Source organism: Variovorax ginsengisoli, from assembly GCF_030811835.1.
Lineage (GTDB): Bacteria > Pseudomonadota > Gammaproteobacteria > Burkholderiales > Burkholderiaceae_C > Variovorax > Variovorax ginsengisoli_C.
This window is the reverse complement of sequence record NZ_JAUSRO010000009.1, coordinates 97,910-113,820: the sequence shown is the minus strand read 5'-3', so window position 1 is coordinate 113,820 and position 15,911 is coordinate 97,910. Positions and strand designations below refer to the sequence as shown.

Sequence of the window (15,911 nt, the reverse complement as noted above, 5' to 3'; positions counted from 1 at the left end):
CCACGGTGCTTGCCGAAGCTTTATCACTCCGGACGAATGTCGGCTTCCCTGATGATGCGCGCGTAGTTGGCCGTCTCCTTGTCGAGGAAGGCCGAGAACGCTGCAGGCGTACTTGAAGCAGAAACGAAGCTCTGGGGCTTGAGCCGCTCGCCCACGAACAAGGAGTTCATGGCAGTCTCTACCTCCGATGCCAGTCGGGAGGTGATGGCCCCAGGCAATCTGGCAGGAGCCCACAGGCCGTACCAGGACACCATCTCGAAACCGGGCAAGCCGGACTCCGCCACGGTCGGCACCTCGGGCATGGAGGGCAGGCGTTGCCGCGTCGTTACCGCCAGCGGCCGCAACTTGCCGCTCGCGATGTTCGGCGCCGACGATGGAATCGCATCGATCAATGCGCTGATCTGGCCGCCCAGCACATCGGTCAACGCTGCGGCCGTCCCCTTGTAGATGATGATGGGCACGTCGAGCTTGGCGCCGCGCTTGATCGCTTCTTGTGCGAGGTGCATCGGGGAACCGGTCGCCGAGGTGCCGAAGGCAAACTTCTCGGGATTGGCGCGCGCCGCGTCGAGAAATTCCCGTAGATTCGTCCCCGGGGTGCCGGGATAGGCGACCACAACCATCGGAACGGACCCCAGCAGCGAGATTGCAGTGAAGTCTTTCTTCACGTCATAGGGCGTCTTCTTCATGATGAGCGGGCTCGCAACGAGCGTTGGAGATTGCAGCAGGAGCGTGTAGCCGTCCGGCGGCGCCTTTGTCACCGCTTCGCTGCCAATCAATCCGCTCGCGCCCGGTCTGTTCTCGACCACGAAAGGCTGCCCCATCTGTTCGCTGAGCTTCTGCGCCAGCACGCGTGCGACGAGATCCACCGTTCCGCCGGCCACATACGGAACGACGATCTTGACCGGGCGCGCGGGGTACGTCTCGGCTCTGGCGAACGTTGGCGCGGCCAGGATAGGCGCCAGGGCCAGCGCTTGAACCAACCGTCTTTTCTTCATGGCTTGTCTCCTTGTTGTTGCTTACCTCAATGCATGACATGGTCAACAGCACTTCATCTTGAGCAGCCGCAATGCGTTGCCGAAATAGATGCCGTCCTGTACCTCCTGCGGCAGGTTGAGTTCATCGATGGCCTGTGGGATCGTGCGTAGGAACATGGGGCCGCCTTCCGGGTCGAAGGGACAGTCGGTAGCGAATAGCACCTGCCTAGCATCGAAGAAGTCAAGGCCGCAACGAATGCCCGACTTGCCGCCCGCGAGCGCAGTGTCTACATAGAAACGCTTGAAATAGTCAATGGGACGATGCGGCATGCTGGCAAGCAGCCCTTCGTAGTCCTCGTCCGATGTGCGCGAGCCGAACTGATCGAGTCCGGGGCCCACTCGCCCATCGAAATAAGGAATCATGGCGCCCATGTGATGGGTGATGACCTTCAGGTCGGGCAGCCGGTCAAAAAAGCGCGAGAACACCATGCGTGCCATGGCTGCGCTGGTCTCATAGGGCCATCCGAAGGTCCACCAGATCTCGAATTTCGACTTCGTCTCGCTGCTGTAGTCGGCCATGCCGGCACCGCGTGCGGGGTGCATCCACACGGGCACGTCGTGCTTCTCGGAGGCGGCCTCGAAGAGGGGCCAGAACTCGGGGTCGTCCAGCGGTCGGCCGTTAACGTTCGTGAAGACCTGGATGCCGCGCGCGCCGAGTTCGGTGATCGCCCTGTCCATCTCGGCCAGCGCCGCGGGCACGTTGTTCATCGGCAGCGAGGCGACGAAGGCGGGGAACTTGTCCGGATGTGCATCGCGGATCTTTGTCATCTCGTCGTTGGCGAGCCGTGCCAGTTCAGGCGAATCCTCCGGGCCGGCAATCATCTCGATCGGCGGGTTCGACAGCGTGAGGATTTGCTGATAACCCGGAAAGCCTTCCATCATGCGCAGACGTGCATCCAGGTCATAAAGCACCGGGATGGTGAGCCAGCGCTTGATGGCTCCTTTGTCCTTGGCAATGGTGGCCATCCGGTCGAAGTAGGCCTTCGGCAGGATGTGGGCGTAGCTGTCGATTTTTCGCATGGTTTCCTAGATGCGTGTGTAGGAGCGCTGACCAAGGTTCGCACACTCGAATCGCTCTTTGTTCACTAATAGTGAATTATTGGCAAAAAAATCGCCTGATGACAAGCAGGCAGTGACTGTGTTTACCCTAGCGAAGCACGTAGGCCGTCACCACTTCTATGATGTGCGTCATCCGCTGGGTCAGCATTTTTTCGCTGGCGAGTTGGGCATTGAATCCCACCGAGAGCGTGTGGATGTTGGAGAGGTAGAAGTAGGCGCAGCCTGCAATGGTGATGTAGAGCTGCATGGGATCGATGCCCGCCCGGAACAGCCCCGCCTGCTGCCCGCGTTCGACGATGTCGGACAGCGTTTTCAGCAGCGGCGAATTCAGCTCGGCGATCCGGGGCATTGCCGCGAGGTGCCGCGCCCGATGCAGGTTTTCGCTGTTGAGGAAGGTGATGAATTCCGGGTGCGCAATGTAGTAGTCCCAAGTGAATTCGACCAGCCGGCGCAGTGCGGCAAGCGGTGGCATGTCCTTGAGGTCGAGGTAAAGCTGCGCGTCTCGAATCTCTTCGTAGACCGATTCCAGAACGGCCGAGAACAGCGTGTCCCGGTCCTTGAAGTAGTAGTAGACGAGACGCTTGTGTACCTCAGCCGTGTCCGCGATGCGCTCGAGCCGCGCGCCGCCCAGGCCGTGCACGGAAAACTCCTTCTTGGCGGCAGCCAGGATGGCCTTGCGCGAACGCTCCGCATCACGCGTCTTGGCCTCCGGTTCGGCTGGCGTTTGCGGGGTCGTCGTGCGCTTGCTCATGGTCTGGACTTCTGCCTTGCTTCATCGGGTAAGTACGGAATTCTGCGCTTTCTAGCCTGTGAATAATTCACTATTGGTGAGTTATAACAATCTGGAGATCCCATGAAAAAACATTCAGTGGCTGCCTGTGCGCTGGCCGCGGTCGGCGGTGCATCCATGGCGCAATCGTCCGTCACGCTCTTCGGTGTCCTGGATACCACCGTTCAGCACGCCAGCCAGGCCGGTGCCAGCGTCAATCGGTTGCTCGGCACGGGTGGCAACCAGATCAGCCGGCTCGGATTCCGAGGCACCGAAGACCTGGGTGGTGGGCTGGCGGCCGGCTTTGTTCTCGACATGGGGCTTAATGTCGACACGGGCGCGGGCTTGCCCACCAGCGAGAACAACCAAGTCAACGCGCCAGTGGCAGGCACGACGTTCAATCGCCGCTCGACGCTCAGCCTTAGCAGCCGACAACTCGGTGAGGTCCGCGTCGGCCGGGATTTCGTTCCGACCTACTGGAACATCACTGTGTTCGATCCGTTTGGCACGGCCGGAGCAGGCTCCGCCGCCAATCTCGCGCAAGGCAGCCTCACGCGCCTTTCGACCGTGGTGACCGGGTTGCGTGCATCGAATTCCGTTGGCTACTTCCTGCCTGCCATGCACGGGTTCTATGGCCAGGCGATGTACGCGGTGGGCGAGAACGTGTCGCCCGCGGCCGCGGGCACGAGGAACGATGGCAACTATGCTGGCGCACGCCTGGGCTATGCGGCCGGGCCGCTCAACGTGGCTGCAGCGTACGGCACGACGTCGCTCGCTTCGGGCGACGTGTCGACCGGGAATCTGGGTGCCAGTTTCACCGCCGGCGCGTTCAAGCTCATGGCGCAGTTCTATCGAGACGCGAAGGAGCAGGTCGCCGCGCCTTCGCGTTCCCGCGGATGGCTCGTGGGCGCGCAGATCGAATGGGGGCAGGGCTATTTCCCCGTGTCCTATTCACAGGTACAGGACAACAGCCCCGGCGAACGAAAAGCCGTGCAGATCGCCCTGGGCTACGTGCACAACTTGTCGAAGCGCACGGCGGTATACACCACCTACTCGCGCATCCAGAACAGGAAGGGCGCGGCTGTGAGCGGTGGCGGTGTGCCAAGCGTGGCCAACGCCACCTGGACCGGCCTGGATCTGGGTATCCGCCATATTTTCTGATGGGGCACGCACGGCGACACTTTGGCAACCGCTCACGCATGCGCGATGGGACGGCTCAGGTCGTTCCCCCATGACGCCATCAGCTCCTCGATGAGGCCTGCAACGCATCGACACGCCGGTGAGAGCTTTCCTTGCTTGGGGAACGACAGCGTCACGTTGCGGGACAGATCGGGCTTCACCAGCTTGCTGGCCTGGAGGCGCCCACTTCGGACGTCGTCCGCGATCGAATAAGGTCCGAGGATCGAATAGAGCCCCGGCGTGTGCGCGACGAGCTCTTTCTGCATCGTGAGCGAGTCAACCTCGATCACCGGCGAGAGCCGAAAGCCCAGGCTGCGTGCGGCCTCGTCCAGTGCGTTGCGCCAGTGGCTGGGGCGGCGGGGTAGCACCAGCCGCCGCTCTGCCAGCCGAGAGAACATGACCGTCGCATCGGCGGTGAGTTCGTCGCCCGGACCGGAGATGAGGTAAGTGTGCGCCACGCCCAGCAGCTTTTCGTCGTTGCCGCCTGGCCGGGTGAAGCGAAAGAGGATCGCCATGTCGACCGTGGCGCTGTCCAGCATGGCATTGAGCTCGGTGCCCTGCGCTTCGGTGACGTTGAGGCGGATGCCGGGCTGCTCGGCCTGCAGCCTGGCGAAGACATGGGTCATCAGCGGATGGGCGGCCGACGGAATGATGCCCACGCGCACCTCGCCGAGCAGCGTTCCTGACTCCTCGCGCAGTTCTTCGGTCAGGCGCTCCGTTTCCTGGACCCACAGTCGAAGTCTGGCGGCCGAGCGCTGCCCCAGTTCGGTCGGCACCACGCCTCGGCCGGTGCGCCGCAACAGCGGGCCGCCGAAGCCCGACTCGAACTCGCTGATCTGACGGCTGATGTGCGACTGCACCGTCTGCCGACGGGCCGCGACTTTGCTGATGCTGCCGGCTTCGAGCACCTCGAGAAACAGCCGGACCGCGGCGATGTTCATAGGGATTTCCCGCATTCGTCATGCCATTGTTGGCATGCCTGAAAGCTCTGAATTCTATCTAGGCAGTGAGCTCGCGGATTTCTAAAGTTCACCGATTCGCTTGCCGTACGCCTCATGTCGAGACCCTGCGCCAGCGACGCATTCCAAGGAGAACACCGTGAAAATCGCCAGCTTCATTCATGCAGGCCAGCCCACCTACGGCGTCGTGCAGGACACGCGCTATCTGCTGCCCACGCCGGATTTCCTCGCCCGCCATCCCGACCTCGTCTCGGTGCTGCGCGCCGACGCGTTGCCAGAGCTCGAGCGCAGCGCTGCAGCCAGCGGCATCGCCGTGGCCGCCAGCGATGTCCGTGCACTGCCGGTGATTCCGAATCCAACCAAGCTGATCTGCGTGGGCCTCAACTACAAGAGCCACGTTGCCGAGACCAAGCGCGCGGACAGCGACTATCCCTCGCTCTTCCTGCGCTTCAACGACACGCTGGCGGCGAACGGGGATACGGTACTGCGCCCTGCCTTCTCCGAGCGCTTCGACTGGGAAGGTGAACTGGCCTTCGTGATCGGCAAGGGCGGACGCCACATTTCTAAGGCGCAGGCCTTCGAGCACATCGCCGGCTATGCCTGCCTGAACGACATCAGCGTGCGCGACTGGCAGCGCCACACGCACCAGTTCACGCCGGGCAAGAACTTTCCCGGGACCGCTCCATTCGGCCCGTATCTGGCAACGCGCGACGAGGTGCCCGATGTCCGCCAGTTGACCGTGGAGACCCGCGTCAACGGCGAGGTCATGCAGCACGCGAGCGTCGGCGACCTGATCTTCGACATCCCCACGATCATCGAATACATCTCGCGCTTCACGCCGCTGTCGCCCGGCGACGTGATCGCCACCGGCACGCCCGGCGGCGTTGGCGACCGCCGGGAGCCGCCGCGCTACATGAAGGACGGCGACGTGGTCGAGGTCGAGGTCACCGGCCTGGGCATTCTGCGCAACCGCATCGGAACGGACGCCTGAGGCGACGCGACACCATGACCACACGATCCTCCCCCAACCTGCGTATCGCCGTCGACATCGGCGGTACCTTCACCGACATGGCCGCCTTCGACGAGGCGACCGGCGAACTGCTGTTCGGCAAGGCGCTGTCAACCCACGGCCAGTTGGTCAACGGCATTCAGGCCACGCTCGACAGCGCCGACATCGACCTGCGCGACGGACAGCTCTTCCTGCATGGCTCGACCATCGCCATCAATACACTGCTCGAGCGCAACGGTGCACGCACGGCACTGCTGATCACCGAAGGCTTCCGCGACATCTACGAGATCGGTCGCGTCAACCGCCCGGACGCCTACAACCTCTTCTTCAACAAGCACCAGCCGCTTGTCAAGCGCTCGCTGCGCTTCGAGGTCGCGGAGCGTCTTCGCGCCGACGGCAGCACGCATAAGCCGTTGGACGAGGCGGCGGTGCGCGAACTGGCGCGCGAGCTGCGCGGCCATGACGTGGAAGCGGTGGCCGTGCTGCTGCTGCATTCCTACCGCAATCCGGCGCACGAGCAGCGCGTCAAGCAGATCCTGCAGGAAGAACTGCCTGGCGCCTTCGTTTGCGCCTCGCACGAGCTGTCGCAGGAGTACCGCGAATTCGAGCGCGTCTCGACTGCGGTAGCGAATGCCTATGTGGGCCCGCGCGTGTCGGCCTATCTCGGCGAACTGGAAACGCACCTGGCCAAGAAAGGCTTTGGCGGAGACTTCTATGTCGTGCAGTCCACCGGCGGCCTGTTCCCGAGCGAGCACGCGCGGCGCGACTGCGTGCGCATGCTGGAGTCCGGCCCCGCCGCAGGCGTGATCGGCGCACAGGCGATCTGCGCCCAGCTTGGCATGGGCGACGCGATCGCCTTCGACATGGGCGGCACCACCGCCAAGGCCGGCGTGATCAGCGAAGGCCGGCCGCTGACCACCGGCTCGGCGCTCATCGGCGGCTACGAGCGCGCGCTGCCGATCCAGATCCCGATGATGGACATCCACGAGGTCGGCACCGGCGGCGGCTCGATCGCCCGCATCGAGACCGGCAACGCGCTGCGTGTCGGCCCGCAGAGCGCGGGCTCCATCCCGGGCCCGGTGGCCTACGGGCGCGGCGGCACGGAGCCGACGGTGACCGACGCCAACCTGCTGCTCGGGCGGCTCGACGCCGAGCACTTCCTCGGCGGCGAACTCAAACTCGATCTTCCGGCCTGCGAACGACAGATGCGCGTACGCGTGGCCGACTCGCTGGGGCTCGATCCGACCGCGGCTGCCGACGGCATCCTGCGCATCGCGGTGACGCAGATGTCGCATGCGGTGAAGGCCGTGACCACCGAGCGCGGCCTGGACGCCGGCAGCTTCACGATGGTGGTGTACGGCGGCGCCGGGCCGCTGCATGCGTCAGCCATCGCCCGCGAGATCGGTGTGCGCAAGGTGCTGATCCCGTTCGCGCCGGGCTACTTCTCGGCCTACGGCATGCTCTTCTCGGACCTGCGCTACGACTACGTGCGCTCGGTGTTCCGCAAACTCAACGACCTGTCCTTCGAGGAAATCGAGGCGGCCTACCAGGCGATGGAAGAAGAGGGCCGCGCCTCGTTGGCGCAGTCGGGCGTCAAGGCCGACGGCGTGGTCATCGAACGCGCGGCCGACATGCGTTACGTCGGCCAAGAGCACGCCGTCACGGTCGACCTGCCGATGGCCTTCTTCGAGGGGCGTGACCGCGCGGCGATCAAGCAACAGTTCGACGACCTGCACAAGGTGCGCTACGGCACCTCGGCGCCCACGGAACCCGCCGACCTCGTGAGTCTGCGCGTGACGGTGCTGGGCACCATGAAGAAGCCGCCGAAGCACCATGTGGAGGCCGGCTCGGCGCAGCCCGAGAAGGCATCGCTTCGCACGGTCAAGCCGGTGTACTTCCGCCAGGGCGGATGGGCCGACACCCCCGTCTACACACGCGACCTGCTGCGCGCGGGCAACACGATCGACGGCCCTGCGCTGATCGAGGAGCACGCGTCGACCACCGTCGTCCAGCCTGGCGATGCGCTGCGCGTCGACGAGCTCGGCAACCTGCAAATCACCATCGGGAGCGACCGCTCATGAACACCCCCACCCTCAACGCCAGCGCTGCGGCGATCGATCCGGTCACCGTCGAGATCATCCGCAACGGTCTCTACGCCGTCACGGAAGAGATGAAGACCAACCTGACGCGCACGGCCTACAACCTCATCATCTACGAGGCGCTGGACTTCACCGTCGGCCTGTTCACGAAGGAAGGCGACACCGTCTCCATCGGCCTGGGCCTGCCGATGTTCATCCGCGGCATGTCTGAGACCGTCAAGGCCAAGATCCGGCACTTCGGCTACGAGAACATCCTGCCCGGCGACATCCTGGTGACCAACGACGCTTACACCACCGGCAGCCACCTGAACCACTTCACGTTCACCATGCCGGTGTTCCATGAGGGCAAGCTCGAAGGCTTCACCTGCTGCATGGCGCACTGGCTGGACGTGGGCGGCACGCTGGGCAATGTCACCACCGACATCTTCAGCGAGGGGATCCAGATCCCCATCATCAAGTACCAGCGCGAAGGCGTGGTCAACCAGGACCTGATCGACATCATCGCGATGAACGTGCGCCTGGCCGAACGGGCGCTGGGCGACCTGCGCGCGCAGATCACGGCCATCACCACCGGCGAGCGACGCTATGTCGAGCTGCTGCAGCGCTACGGCGCCGATGCGGTCAACGGCTCGATACGCCAGATCATGGATTCGTCCGAGGCGGTGGCGCGCAAGAACACGCTGTCGATCCCCGACGGTGTGTACGAGGCCGAGTCCTTCATGGACGACGACGGCCTGGAGATCGGCAAGCGCATCCCGATCCGGGTCAAGGTGACGGTGACCGGCGACGAAATGACGGTGGACCTGTCGGACGTCAGCAAGCAGGTGCGCGGCTTCTACAACTCGGGCTTCACGACCGGCATCGCCTGCGCGCAGGTGGCCTACAAGTGCCTGACCACGCCGACCGACTACCCGGTCAACGACGGCAGCTTCCGGCCGCTGAAGGTGATCATGCCCATGGGCACGGTGATCAGCGCCGAGCGGCCGTACCCGATGCGGGTGTGGATGACCTTCCCGATGACCGTGATCGACACCATCTTCAAGGCGCTGGCACCGGCCATCCCCGACCGCTCCATCGCCGGCCACCATGCCGACCTCGTGTTCCCGAACATCCACGGCATCTCGCCCGAGGACGGGCGGCTGTTCATCGTCGGCATCGGCCCACTGGGCGGCGGCTGGGGTGCGAAGTCGACCGAGGATGGCGTGTCGGTGACCGTCTGCATCAACGACGGCGACACCCACAACAGCCCCACCGAGCAGCTCGAGGCCAAGTACCCGGTGCTGGTCGAGAAGTATGAGATCCGTCAGGACTCCGCCGGTGCCGGCAAGTACCGCGGCGGCCTTGGTGCCGAGATGGTGGTGCAGGCGCTGTCGCCCTTCACCGTGACCACCCGCATCGACCGCGTGCACTGCAAGCCGTGGGGCCTCGAGGGTGGCGGCGACGCCATGGGCAACGGCATCGCGGTGCGCCACAAGGGCGAGTGGAAGACCGATCACCTCAACGCGAAGATCTTCAACGTGCGCCTTGAGCGCGGCGACGCATACAAGATGCTTTCGGGCGGCGGCGGCGGTTTCGGCAGTCCGCTGGAGCGCGAGCTCGACCTGGTCGCCGAGGACGTGCGCGAAGGCTATGTCAGCGCGGAGGTAGCGCGCGAGGTCTACCGCGTGGCGCTCGATGCCCGCGGCCAGGTCGACCATGCTGGCACGCAGACCCTGCGCAAGGCGCCGGCCAAGGGCAGCGCCAGCACGTCGTCGACGGTGGCCTGGGACGGCCAGTGACCATCGCCATGGCCAACGAGTCCGCGCTGCGCGCCGACCGCCTGCTGGCGCTGTGGAGCGACCTGTCGATGCGGCACGTCGCCCTGAGCGGCGCCTGCGCCTGCGGCACCGGTGGCATCAGCCTGCGGCTGGACGACTTCGAGCTCGACATCGTCGGCTACCTCGAAGACGGCGCGCTGCGTTCGGGCGTGCCGGCGTTGGTGGCATTCTTCAGCGACCTCCAGCAGGCCGAAGCGCGGCCGCAGCCCTTGCGGCAGATATTGGAGGACGCCAGCGACGGCCGCCTTCCCGATGCGGTCGCCGACTGGCTGCTGCCGAAAGTCGAGAAGACGCTGCGCTCCTTCGCGGAACTGCACGGGCCGCGAGGTGGCGAATGACGAACCCCGGTGGCCATTTCTCCTCGCTGGTCGCGCAGCCTGCCCTCGCGGGCAGGCGCGTGCCGGTCACGGTGCTCACCGGCTTTCTCGGCAGCGGCAAGACCACGCTGCTCAACCAGCTGCTGTGCGAGCCGTCGCTCGACGGCGTCGCCGTCATCGTCAACGAATTCGGCGCGGTGGGCATCGACCATGACCTGATCGCCGAGACGCACGACGACACCGTGCTGCTGGCCAACGGCTGCCTATGCTGTGCGGTGCGGGGCGACCTGGTCGAGGCGCTCAACCGCCTGGCGGCCCGGCAGGACCGGCCGCTGCGGCATGTGCTGATCGAGACGAGCGGCCTGGCCGACCCGGGGCCGATCGTGCGCACGCTGATGGGCGATGCCGCGGTGCGCGCGCAGTTCGTGCTCGCCGGCGTGCTTTGCACCGCCGACGCCGTGCTGGCCATGGGCACGCTCGACCGGCATCCGGAAGCGGTTCGGCAGTTGGCCTTCGCCGACCACCTGCTGCTGACCAAGACCGACCTGCTCGACGGCGCACCGCCGTCGCCGGCCCTGCTGCAGCGGTTGCGGGATATCAACGCTACCGCGCCGCTGCATGACGACCGTGGCGACCAGTTGCGGCTGCTCTCGACGCTGGTGCGCCGCGCCGCGGATACCGGCGCGGACGCAGGCGTCGTCGAGGCACCGTTCTACCGCGGGCCGGCCGCGTCGGATACAGGCTCGGGCATGGGCACGGCAGATGAAGCATCGCACCGCGACGGCATCCGATCCTTCGTCATCGTGCGCGACACGCCGCTGCCGCGCGACGCCTTCGCCGCCTGGCTCGACATGGTGATCGCGATGCGCGGCGAAGACCTGCTGCGCGTCAAAGGCCTGGTGCAGCTGGCCGATGCGCCCGACCGCCCCATGGTCATCCACGGCGTGCAGCACCTGTTTGCGCCGCCGACCTTGCTGCCCGCCTGGCCAGGGCCGGACCGGCGCACGCGCATCGTGTTCATCACGCGCGGCGTCGATGCCCAAGCGCTGGAGGACACGCTCGACGTGCTCTTGCGCCGGCACATGCGTCGCCCCGCGGCCACTGCGGCACCTCCAACGGAAGCTGCGCCCTGAACGCCATCCACCAGTCCATCGCCCCAGACGGCTCGGAGACAAGACAAGAATGACAGCCAACCCATCCCTCGCCAGTCCGTTACCTTCCAGCCCACCGCAGGCTGCCTTCCAGCGCGCAGCGGGACTGCTCTTCCGTATCGAGAACGTCCCCTTCAGCCGCTGGCACACCAAGGCCCGCATCGTCATGGGCAGCGCGACCTTCTTCGATGCCTTCGATGCGCTGGCGCTGGCCTTTGTGCTGCCGGTGCTGATCGCGCTCTGGCATCTGTCGCCCTTGCAGATCGGCGCGCTGATCGCATCGGGCTACGCAGGCCAGGTCATCGGTGCGCTGCTGTTCGGCTGGCTGGCCGAGCGCTACGGCCGCGTGCCGAGCGTGACCGCGGCGGTGGCGCTCATGTCGGTGATGAGCATCGCCTGTGCCTTCGCCGGCAGCTTCCATGCGCTGTTTGCGCTGCGCTTCGTGCAGGGCATCGGCGTCGGGGGCGAGGTGCCGATCGCCGCGGCCTACATCAACGAGCTGTCGCAGGCCAAGGGCCGGGGACGTTTCTTCCTGCTCTACGAACTCATTTTTCCGCTCGGCCTGCTTGCTGCCGCACAGGTAGGTGCCTTCGTGGTGCCGCGCTTCGGTTGGGAGTTCATGTTCCTGGTGGGGGGCATTCCGGGCCTGGTGATCCTGTTCTTCATGGTGCGTCTGCCGGAGTCGCCGCGCTGGTTGACGTCCAAGCGGCGCTTCGACCAGGCGGAGCGGGTGATCGCGCAGCTCGAAGCCAGCACGCCGGCACGCAGCTTGGACCCGGTTCAGGACAAGGCGCGCATCGCGATGCGGGTCAACACCCTGGCGACCGGCCTTGCCACCACCCGGCCGGCCTCGTGGCGCGAACTGTTCTCGCCGATGTACCGGCCGCGCACGCTGGCGGTGTGGGTGCTCTGGGCGTCGTCGTACTTCGTCGCCAACGGCATCAACAACTGGCTGCCCACGCTCTATCGCACCGTCTACCACCTGCCGCTGCAACAGGCCCTTCGGATGGCGTCGCTGACCAACGTCCTCAGCACCTGCGCGGTGCTCGCCTGCGCGCTGCTGGTGGACCGCGTGGGCCGCCGACGCTGGGCCACAGCGAGCTTCGTGGTCAGCGGCGCCTTGCTGGGCCTGCTGGCCGCGTTCGGCACCGGCAGCGCGTGGTCGGTAGTGGCGCTGGCATCCACAGCCTATGCGGTGATGGGCACGACCACCGTGCTGCTCTACCTCTACACGCCCGAGATCTACCCGACGCGCATGCGTGCGATCGGCACCGGGCTGGCGACCTCCTGGCTGCGCATGGCCTCGGCGGCGGCGCCCGCGCTGGTCGGCGTCGTGCTGTCCGCGCACGGTATCGCAGCGGTGTTCCTGATGTTCGCGCTGGCCAACGTCGTCGGCTTCATCGCGGCACGAAGGATGGTCGAGACGGCCAACCGCGCACTCGAAGAGATCTCGCCCTGATTCACCGGAAAGCCATTGGAGACACCATGAAAAAGACATTCCTGAGTCTGGTCGCCGCGACCACGGTCGTGGTCGGACCGGCGTGGGCGCAGGCACCCGCGTTCCCGGATCGGCTGATCCGCATCGTCGTGCCGTTCGCTGCCGGCGGCGGTGTCGATGCCACGGCGCGGCTGCTGGCCCAGCAACTCGGCACGCGACTGAGCGTGCCTGTGATCGTGGAGAACCGCGCAGGCGCCAACGGGGTGCTCGGCGGCAAGGCGGTGCAGACCGCGCCTGGCGACGGCTACACCTTGCTCTTCTCCGCGGCGACCCATGTGCTGGCCAAGCAGGTGATGAACAACGCGCCCTACGACCCGCAGGCGGACTTCGCGCCGGTGGCGCGTGTGGCCGAAGCGCCGCTGATGCTGGTGATCGCGCCCAAACACGAAGCGACCAAGCTCTCGGAACTGCTCGCGGCGATGAAGCAGACCCCATGGACCGCTGCCATTCCCGCGGCCGGGGCGCCGAGTCACCTCGCCACGCTGCTTCTGGCCCAGCAGGGCAAGGTCTCGTTCAGCTTCGTGCCCTACAAGGGCACGCAGCCCGCGCTGGTGGATGTCGCTGGCGGCCACGTCGACCTGCTGCTGGATTCGATGATCTCCGTGCTGCCGCTGGCCAAGGCCGGCCGGGTGAAGCCGATCGCGATCACCTCGGCGCGCCGCAGCCCGCTCGCGCCGGACGTGCCGACCGCCCAGGAGAGCGGGCTGCCGAACCTGAGTTACGCCTCCTGGTACGGCGTGTGGGCGCCCAAGGGCACGCCGCCAGAGCGGGTGCAGCGCCTCAACTTGGCCATCAACGACGCGGTGCGCGAGCTCGGCAAGTCGGGCGCCTTCTCGGGCCTGGGCATCGAGCCAGTGACGCAGGACGTCGTGCAGTTCTCCCGCTACATCGACGGCTACGTGACGCAGAGCGCCACGTTGCTCAAGGACGCCGGCTTCAAGCCCGAGTGATCCGGCGCATCGCTTTCCATCCCACCAGAAAAACGGAGACATCCCATGAAAAATTTGATCGCAGCGGCCGCGCTGCTGTGCGGCAGTGCGGCCGCCACTGCGCAGAGTTCTGTCACGGTGTTCGGCGTGCTCGATGCCGGCGTGAGCTACTACACGGCCAAGAGCAGCTTCTACAACAACACCAGCCAGCCAGTCTCACTACCGCAGACGCCCCCTGCGGGCGTGAGTCGCAGCCAGACGGTGATGTCTAACAGCGGCACGTCCAACAGCCGGCTCGGCTTTCGCGGCGTCGAGGATCTGGGCGGCGGCTGGGCCGCCGGTTTCTGGCTCGAGGCGGCGTTGGCCAATGACACCGGTGGCGCGACGCTCTTTTCGCGTCGCTCCACGGTCAGCCTGTCGGGTCCGATCGGCGAGATTCGGGTCGGCCGCGACTTCACGCCGACCTTCTGGAATGACTCCGTGTTCAGCCCGTTCAGCACGATCGGCGTGGGCGCCAATGTGATCTCCACGGTGAGCACCAACCTCGCCGTGGCCAGGGGCCCCGGGTCGGCCACGGCCGCTTCGGACAACTACCTGCGCACCAATAACAGCATCGGCTACTTCCTGCCGCCGAACCTCGGTGGCATCTACGGCCAGTTGCAGTACGCGCTGCACGAGAACGTCTCGCAGAGCGGGCAGGCAGGCAGCCCATCACACAGGGGCCAGTTCGCCGGCGGCCGGCTTGGCTATGCGGCTGGTGCGTTCGACATCGCGCTGGCCTACGGCGAGAGCGTCGCGGCGGACACCACGGGGCTCGGCGCCACCGGGCAGCCGAACGGCGTCAATCTCGACGAGAAGCTCAAGACGCTCAACCTCGGTGCTTCGTACAACCTCGGATTCATGAAGCTGTTCGGTGAGCTCTCGCGCGTGAAGGACCAGCGCACCTCCACCGCGCCCGGAGCGACGGGCCTGCTGCTCACGCGAGACGACGACACGTACAACGGCGCACTGTTGGGCGTGACGGTGCCAGTGGGTGCCGGCTTGATCAAGGCGGCGTACTCGAGGGTGAAGTTCGACAACGACCTGGGCTCTGCAGCGGGCCCGTCACGCGATGCCTCGGTCGACAAGATCGCCATCGGCTATGAGCACAATCTGTCGAAGCGCACCGCGCTGTACGTGACCGCCGCACGCATCCGCGCCAGGAATGCGCAGAACAATCCGGCCGTGATGGGCGCCGCCGTCGGAACCGCGACCTACCTGTCGACGGGCACCGGCACGACAGGCTACGCGCCGGCGCGCTCGACCGGCTACGACGTCGGGATTCGCCACGCGTTCTAGACGGGGCCCATCGTCGTATCAACGCTTCTCGGATTCCTGTCTGCGCGCGTGGCTTGGCATGGGTCGTGTCATTCTTCGATGTAGCAGTTCAAGCGGGTGAGGGTCGCGTCGACCCACGAGCGGTCGAAGGTGCCGGCCTGGATGTCGGCCACCATCTTGTTCTCGATCACCTGCTTTTGATGCGCTGCGGCCAGCAGGCGCTCCGCGTCGTCGAAGGGCACGCACAGGAGGCCGTCTTCGTCGCCGATGACCAGGTCGCCCGGTTCGATGACCATGCCGTCGATCGAGATCGGCACGTTGATTTCACCGGGGCCGTCCTTGTAAGGGCCGCGGTGCGTGACGCCTGCGGCAAAGACGGGAAACGAGCCCTCGCGGATCGCGCCTGCATCGCGGATGGCACCGTTCATCACGAAGCCGCCCAGCTTCTGGTTGACGGCGTCACCGACCATGATTTCACCGATGAGGGCGTTGGTCAGATCGCCTCCGGCGTCCACCACGATGACATCGCCAGGCTTGGCCAACTGGAGCGCCTTGTGGATCATCAGGTTGTCACCGGGGCGCGCCTTGATCGTCAGCGCCGGGCCGGCCATGCGTCCGCCCGCGTGCATGGGGCGAAGGCGCGCGCCGCCGGCCGTCATGCGTGCCATGCAGTCGCTGACGTTCGCGACCGGCACGTCGAGGTATTGGCGCGCCAGTGCGAGATCGACAGCGCGGCGCCGTTTGAGAATGCGTAGTCCGTTGTTCATGGGATGG

14 protein-coding genes are annotated in these 15,911 nt (G+C 65.9%); 9 read left to right on the top strand and 5 right to left on the bottom strand.

Going from position 1 to position 15,911, the window contains the following annotated elements; genetic code table 11:
- Positions 1-23: 23 nt before the first annotated feature.
- The 3 genes from J2W36_RS15285 to J2W36_RS15275 form a co-directional block, all read right to left on the bottom strand.
- Positions 24-995: a tripartite tricarboxylate transporter substrate binding protein gene (locus J2W36_RS15285; protein WP_307690601.1), complete on the bottom strand. Its 972-nt coding sequence runs from the start codon at positions 993-995 to the stop codon at positions 24-26.
- Between the two features lie 42 nt (positions 996-1,037).
- Complete coding sequence (locus tag J2W36_RS15280; RefSeq protein WP_307690600.1) at positions 1,038-2,054, bottom strand: amidohydrolase family protein; 1,017 nt, start codon at positions 2,052-2,054, stop codon at positions 1,038-1,040.
- A 127-nt stretch (positions 2,055-2,181) separates the two neighbouring features.
- Complete coding sequence (locus J2W36_RS15275) at positions 2,182-2,844, bottom strand: TetR/AcrR family transcriptional regulator (protein ID WP_307690599.1); 663 nt, start codon at positions 2,842-2,844, stop codon at positions 2,182-2,184.
- A gap of 102 nt (positions 2,845-2,946) precedes the next feature.
- On the opposite strand from J2W36_RS15275, the gene J2W36_RS15270 reads away from it, so the two are divergent.
- Complete coding sequence (locus J2W36_RS15270) at positions 2,947-4,023, top strand: porin (protein ID WP_307690598.1); 1,077 nt, start codon at positions 2,947-2,949, stop codon at positions 4,021-4,023.
- Positions 4,024-4,055: 32 nt separating this feature from the next.
- Here J2W36_RS15270 and J2W36_RS15265 read toward each other — a convergent pair whose 3' ends face one another.
- Positions 4,056-4,982, bottom strand: a complete 927-nt coding sequence (locus J2W36_RS15265) for a LysR family transcriptional regulator (RefSeq protein WP_307690597.1) — start codon at positions 4,980-4,982, stop codon at positions 4,056-4,058.
- A gap of 157 nt (positions 4,983-5,139) precedes the next feature.
- Between J2W36_RS15265 and J2W36_RS15260 the strand changes: the two genes are divergently transcribed.
- The 8 genes from J2W36_RS15260 to J2W36_RS15225 are packed head-to-tail and all read left to right on the top strand — an operon-like array spanning position 5,140 to position 15,158.
- On the top strand, positions 5,140-5,991 hold the full coding sequence (locus tag J2W36_RS15260) for a fumarylacetoacetate hydrolase family protein (protein ID WP_307690596.1): 852 nt from the start codon (positions 5,140-5,142) through the stop codon (positions 5,989-5,991).
- Between the two features lie 14 nt (positions 5,992-6,005).
- Positions 6,006-8,090, top strand: coding sequence for a hydantoinase/oxoprolinase family protein (locus J2W36_RS15255; RefSeq protein ID WP_307690595.1), 2,085 nt, complete (start codon positions 6,006-6,008; stop codon positions 8,088-8,090).
- Entirely contained in the window at positions 8,087-9,886 is a 1,800-nt protein-coding gene (locus J2W36_RS15250) for a hydantoinase B/oxoprolinase family protein (RefSeq protein ID WP_307690594.1), read from the top strand. Before J2W36_RS15255 ends, J2W36_RS15250 begins: the two co-directional genes overlap by 4 nt.
- A gap of 8 nt (positions 9,887-9,894) precedes the next feature.
- Positions 9,895-10,263, top strand: a complete 369-nt coding sequence (locus J2W36_RS15245; protein WP_307690593.1) for a hypothetical protein — start codon at positions 9,895-9,897, stop codon at positions 10,261-10,263.
- Positions 10,260-11,375: a CobW family GTP-binding protein gene (locus tag J2W36_RS15240; RefSeq protein ID WP_307690592.1), complete on the top strand. Its 1,116-nt coding sequence runs from the start codon at positions 10,260-10,262 to the stop codon at positions 11,373-11,375. Before J2W36_RS15245 ends, J2W36_RS15240 begins: the two co-directional genes overlap by 4 nt.
- A gap of 49 nt (positions 11,376-11,424) precedes the next feature.
- Positions 11,425-12,852 (top strand): MFS transporter, encoded by a 1,428-nt coding sequence (locus tag J2W36_RS15235; RefSeq protein ID WP_307690591.1) that lies wholly within the window; start codon positions 11,425-11,427, stop codon positions 12,850-12,852.
- Between the two features lie 26 nt (positions 12,853-12,878).
- Positions 12,879-13,841, top strand: coding sequence for a Bug family tripartite tricarboxylate transporter substrate binding protein (locus tag J2W36_RS15230; protein WP_307690590.1), 963 nt, complete (start codon positions 12,879-12,881; stop codon positions 13,839-13,841).
- A 45-nt stretch (positions 13,842-13,886) separates the two neighbouring features.
- Positions 13,887-15,158, top strand: a complete 1,272-nt coding sequence (locus J2W36_RS15225; RefSeq protein ID WP_307690589.1) for a porin — start codon at positions 13,887-13,889, stop codon at positions 15,156-15,158.
- A gap of 68 nt (positions 15,159-15,226) precedes the next feature.
- On the opposite strand, the gene J2W36_RS15220 is transcribed toward J2W36_RS15225, so the two are convergent.
- Positions 15,227-15,904: an RraA family protein gene (locus J2W36_RS15220; RefSeq protein WP_307690588.1), complete on the bottom strand. Its 678-nt coding sequence runs from the start codon at positions 15,902-15,904 to the stop codon at positions 15,227-15,229.
- Positions 15,905-15,911 lie beyond the last annotated feature (7 nt).

What these genes read in the sequence shown, in the direction of transcription:
- J2W36_RS15285 (WP_307690601.1), bottom strand. Translation starts at nt 995, where the DNA reads ATGAAGAAAAGACGGTTGGTTCAAGCGCTGGCCCTGGCGCCTATCCTG.
- J2W36_RS15280 (WP_307690600.1), bottom strand. Translation starts at nt 2,054, where the DNA reads ATGCGAAAAATCGACAGCTACGCCCACATCCTGCCGAAGGCCTACTTC.
- J2W36_RS15275 (WP_307690599.1), bottom strand. Translation starts at nt 2,844, where the DNA reads ATGAGCAAGCGCACGACGACCCCGCAAACGCCAGCCGAACCGGAGGCC.
- J2W36_RS15270 (WP_307690598.1), top strand. Translation starts at nt 2,947, where the DNA reads ATGAAAAAACATTCAGTGGCTGCCTGTGCGCTGGCCGCGGTCGGCGGT.
- J2W36_RS15265 (WP_307690597.1), bottom strand. Translation starts at nt 4,982, where the DNA reads ATGAACATCGCCGCGGTCCGGCTGTTTCTCGAGGTGCTCGAAGCCGGC.
- J2W36_RS15255 (WP_307690595.1), top strand. Translation starts at nt 6,006, where the DNA reads ATGACCACACGATCCTCCCCCAACCTGCGTATCGCCGTCGACATCGGC.
- J2W36_RS15250 (WP_307690594.1), top strand. Translation starts at nt 8,087, where the DNA reads ATGAACACCCCCACCCTCAACGCCAGCGCTGCGGCGATCGATCCGGTC.
- J2W36_RS15245 (WP_307690593.1), top strand. Translation starts at nt 9,895, where the DNA reads ATGGCCAACGAGTCCGCGCTGCGCGCCGACCGCCTGCTGGCGCTGTGG.
- J2W36_RS15240 (WP_307690592.1), top strand. Translation starts at nt 10,260, where the DNA reads ATGACGAACCCCGGTGGCCATTTCTCCTCGCTGGTCGCGCAGCCTGCC.
- J2W36_RS15235 (WP_307690591.1), top strand. Translation starts at nt 11,425, where the DNA reads ATGACAGCCAACCCATCCCTCGCCAGTCCGTTACCTTCCAGCCCACCG.
- J2W36_RS15230 (WP_307690590.1), top strand. Translation starts at nt 12,879, where the DNA reads ATGAAAAAGACATTCCTGAGTCTGGTCGCCGCGACCACGGTCGTGGTC.
- J2W36_RS15225 (WP_307690589.1), top strand. Translation starts at nt 13,887, where the DNA reads ATGAAAAATTTGATCGCAGCGGCCGCGCTGCTGTGCGGCAGTGCGGCC.
- J2W36_RS15220 (WP_307690588.1), bottom strand. Translation starts at nt 15,904, where the DNA reads ATGAACAACGGACTACGCATTCTCAAACGGCGCCGCGCTGTCGATCTC.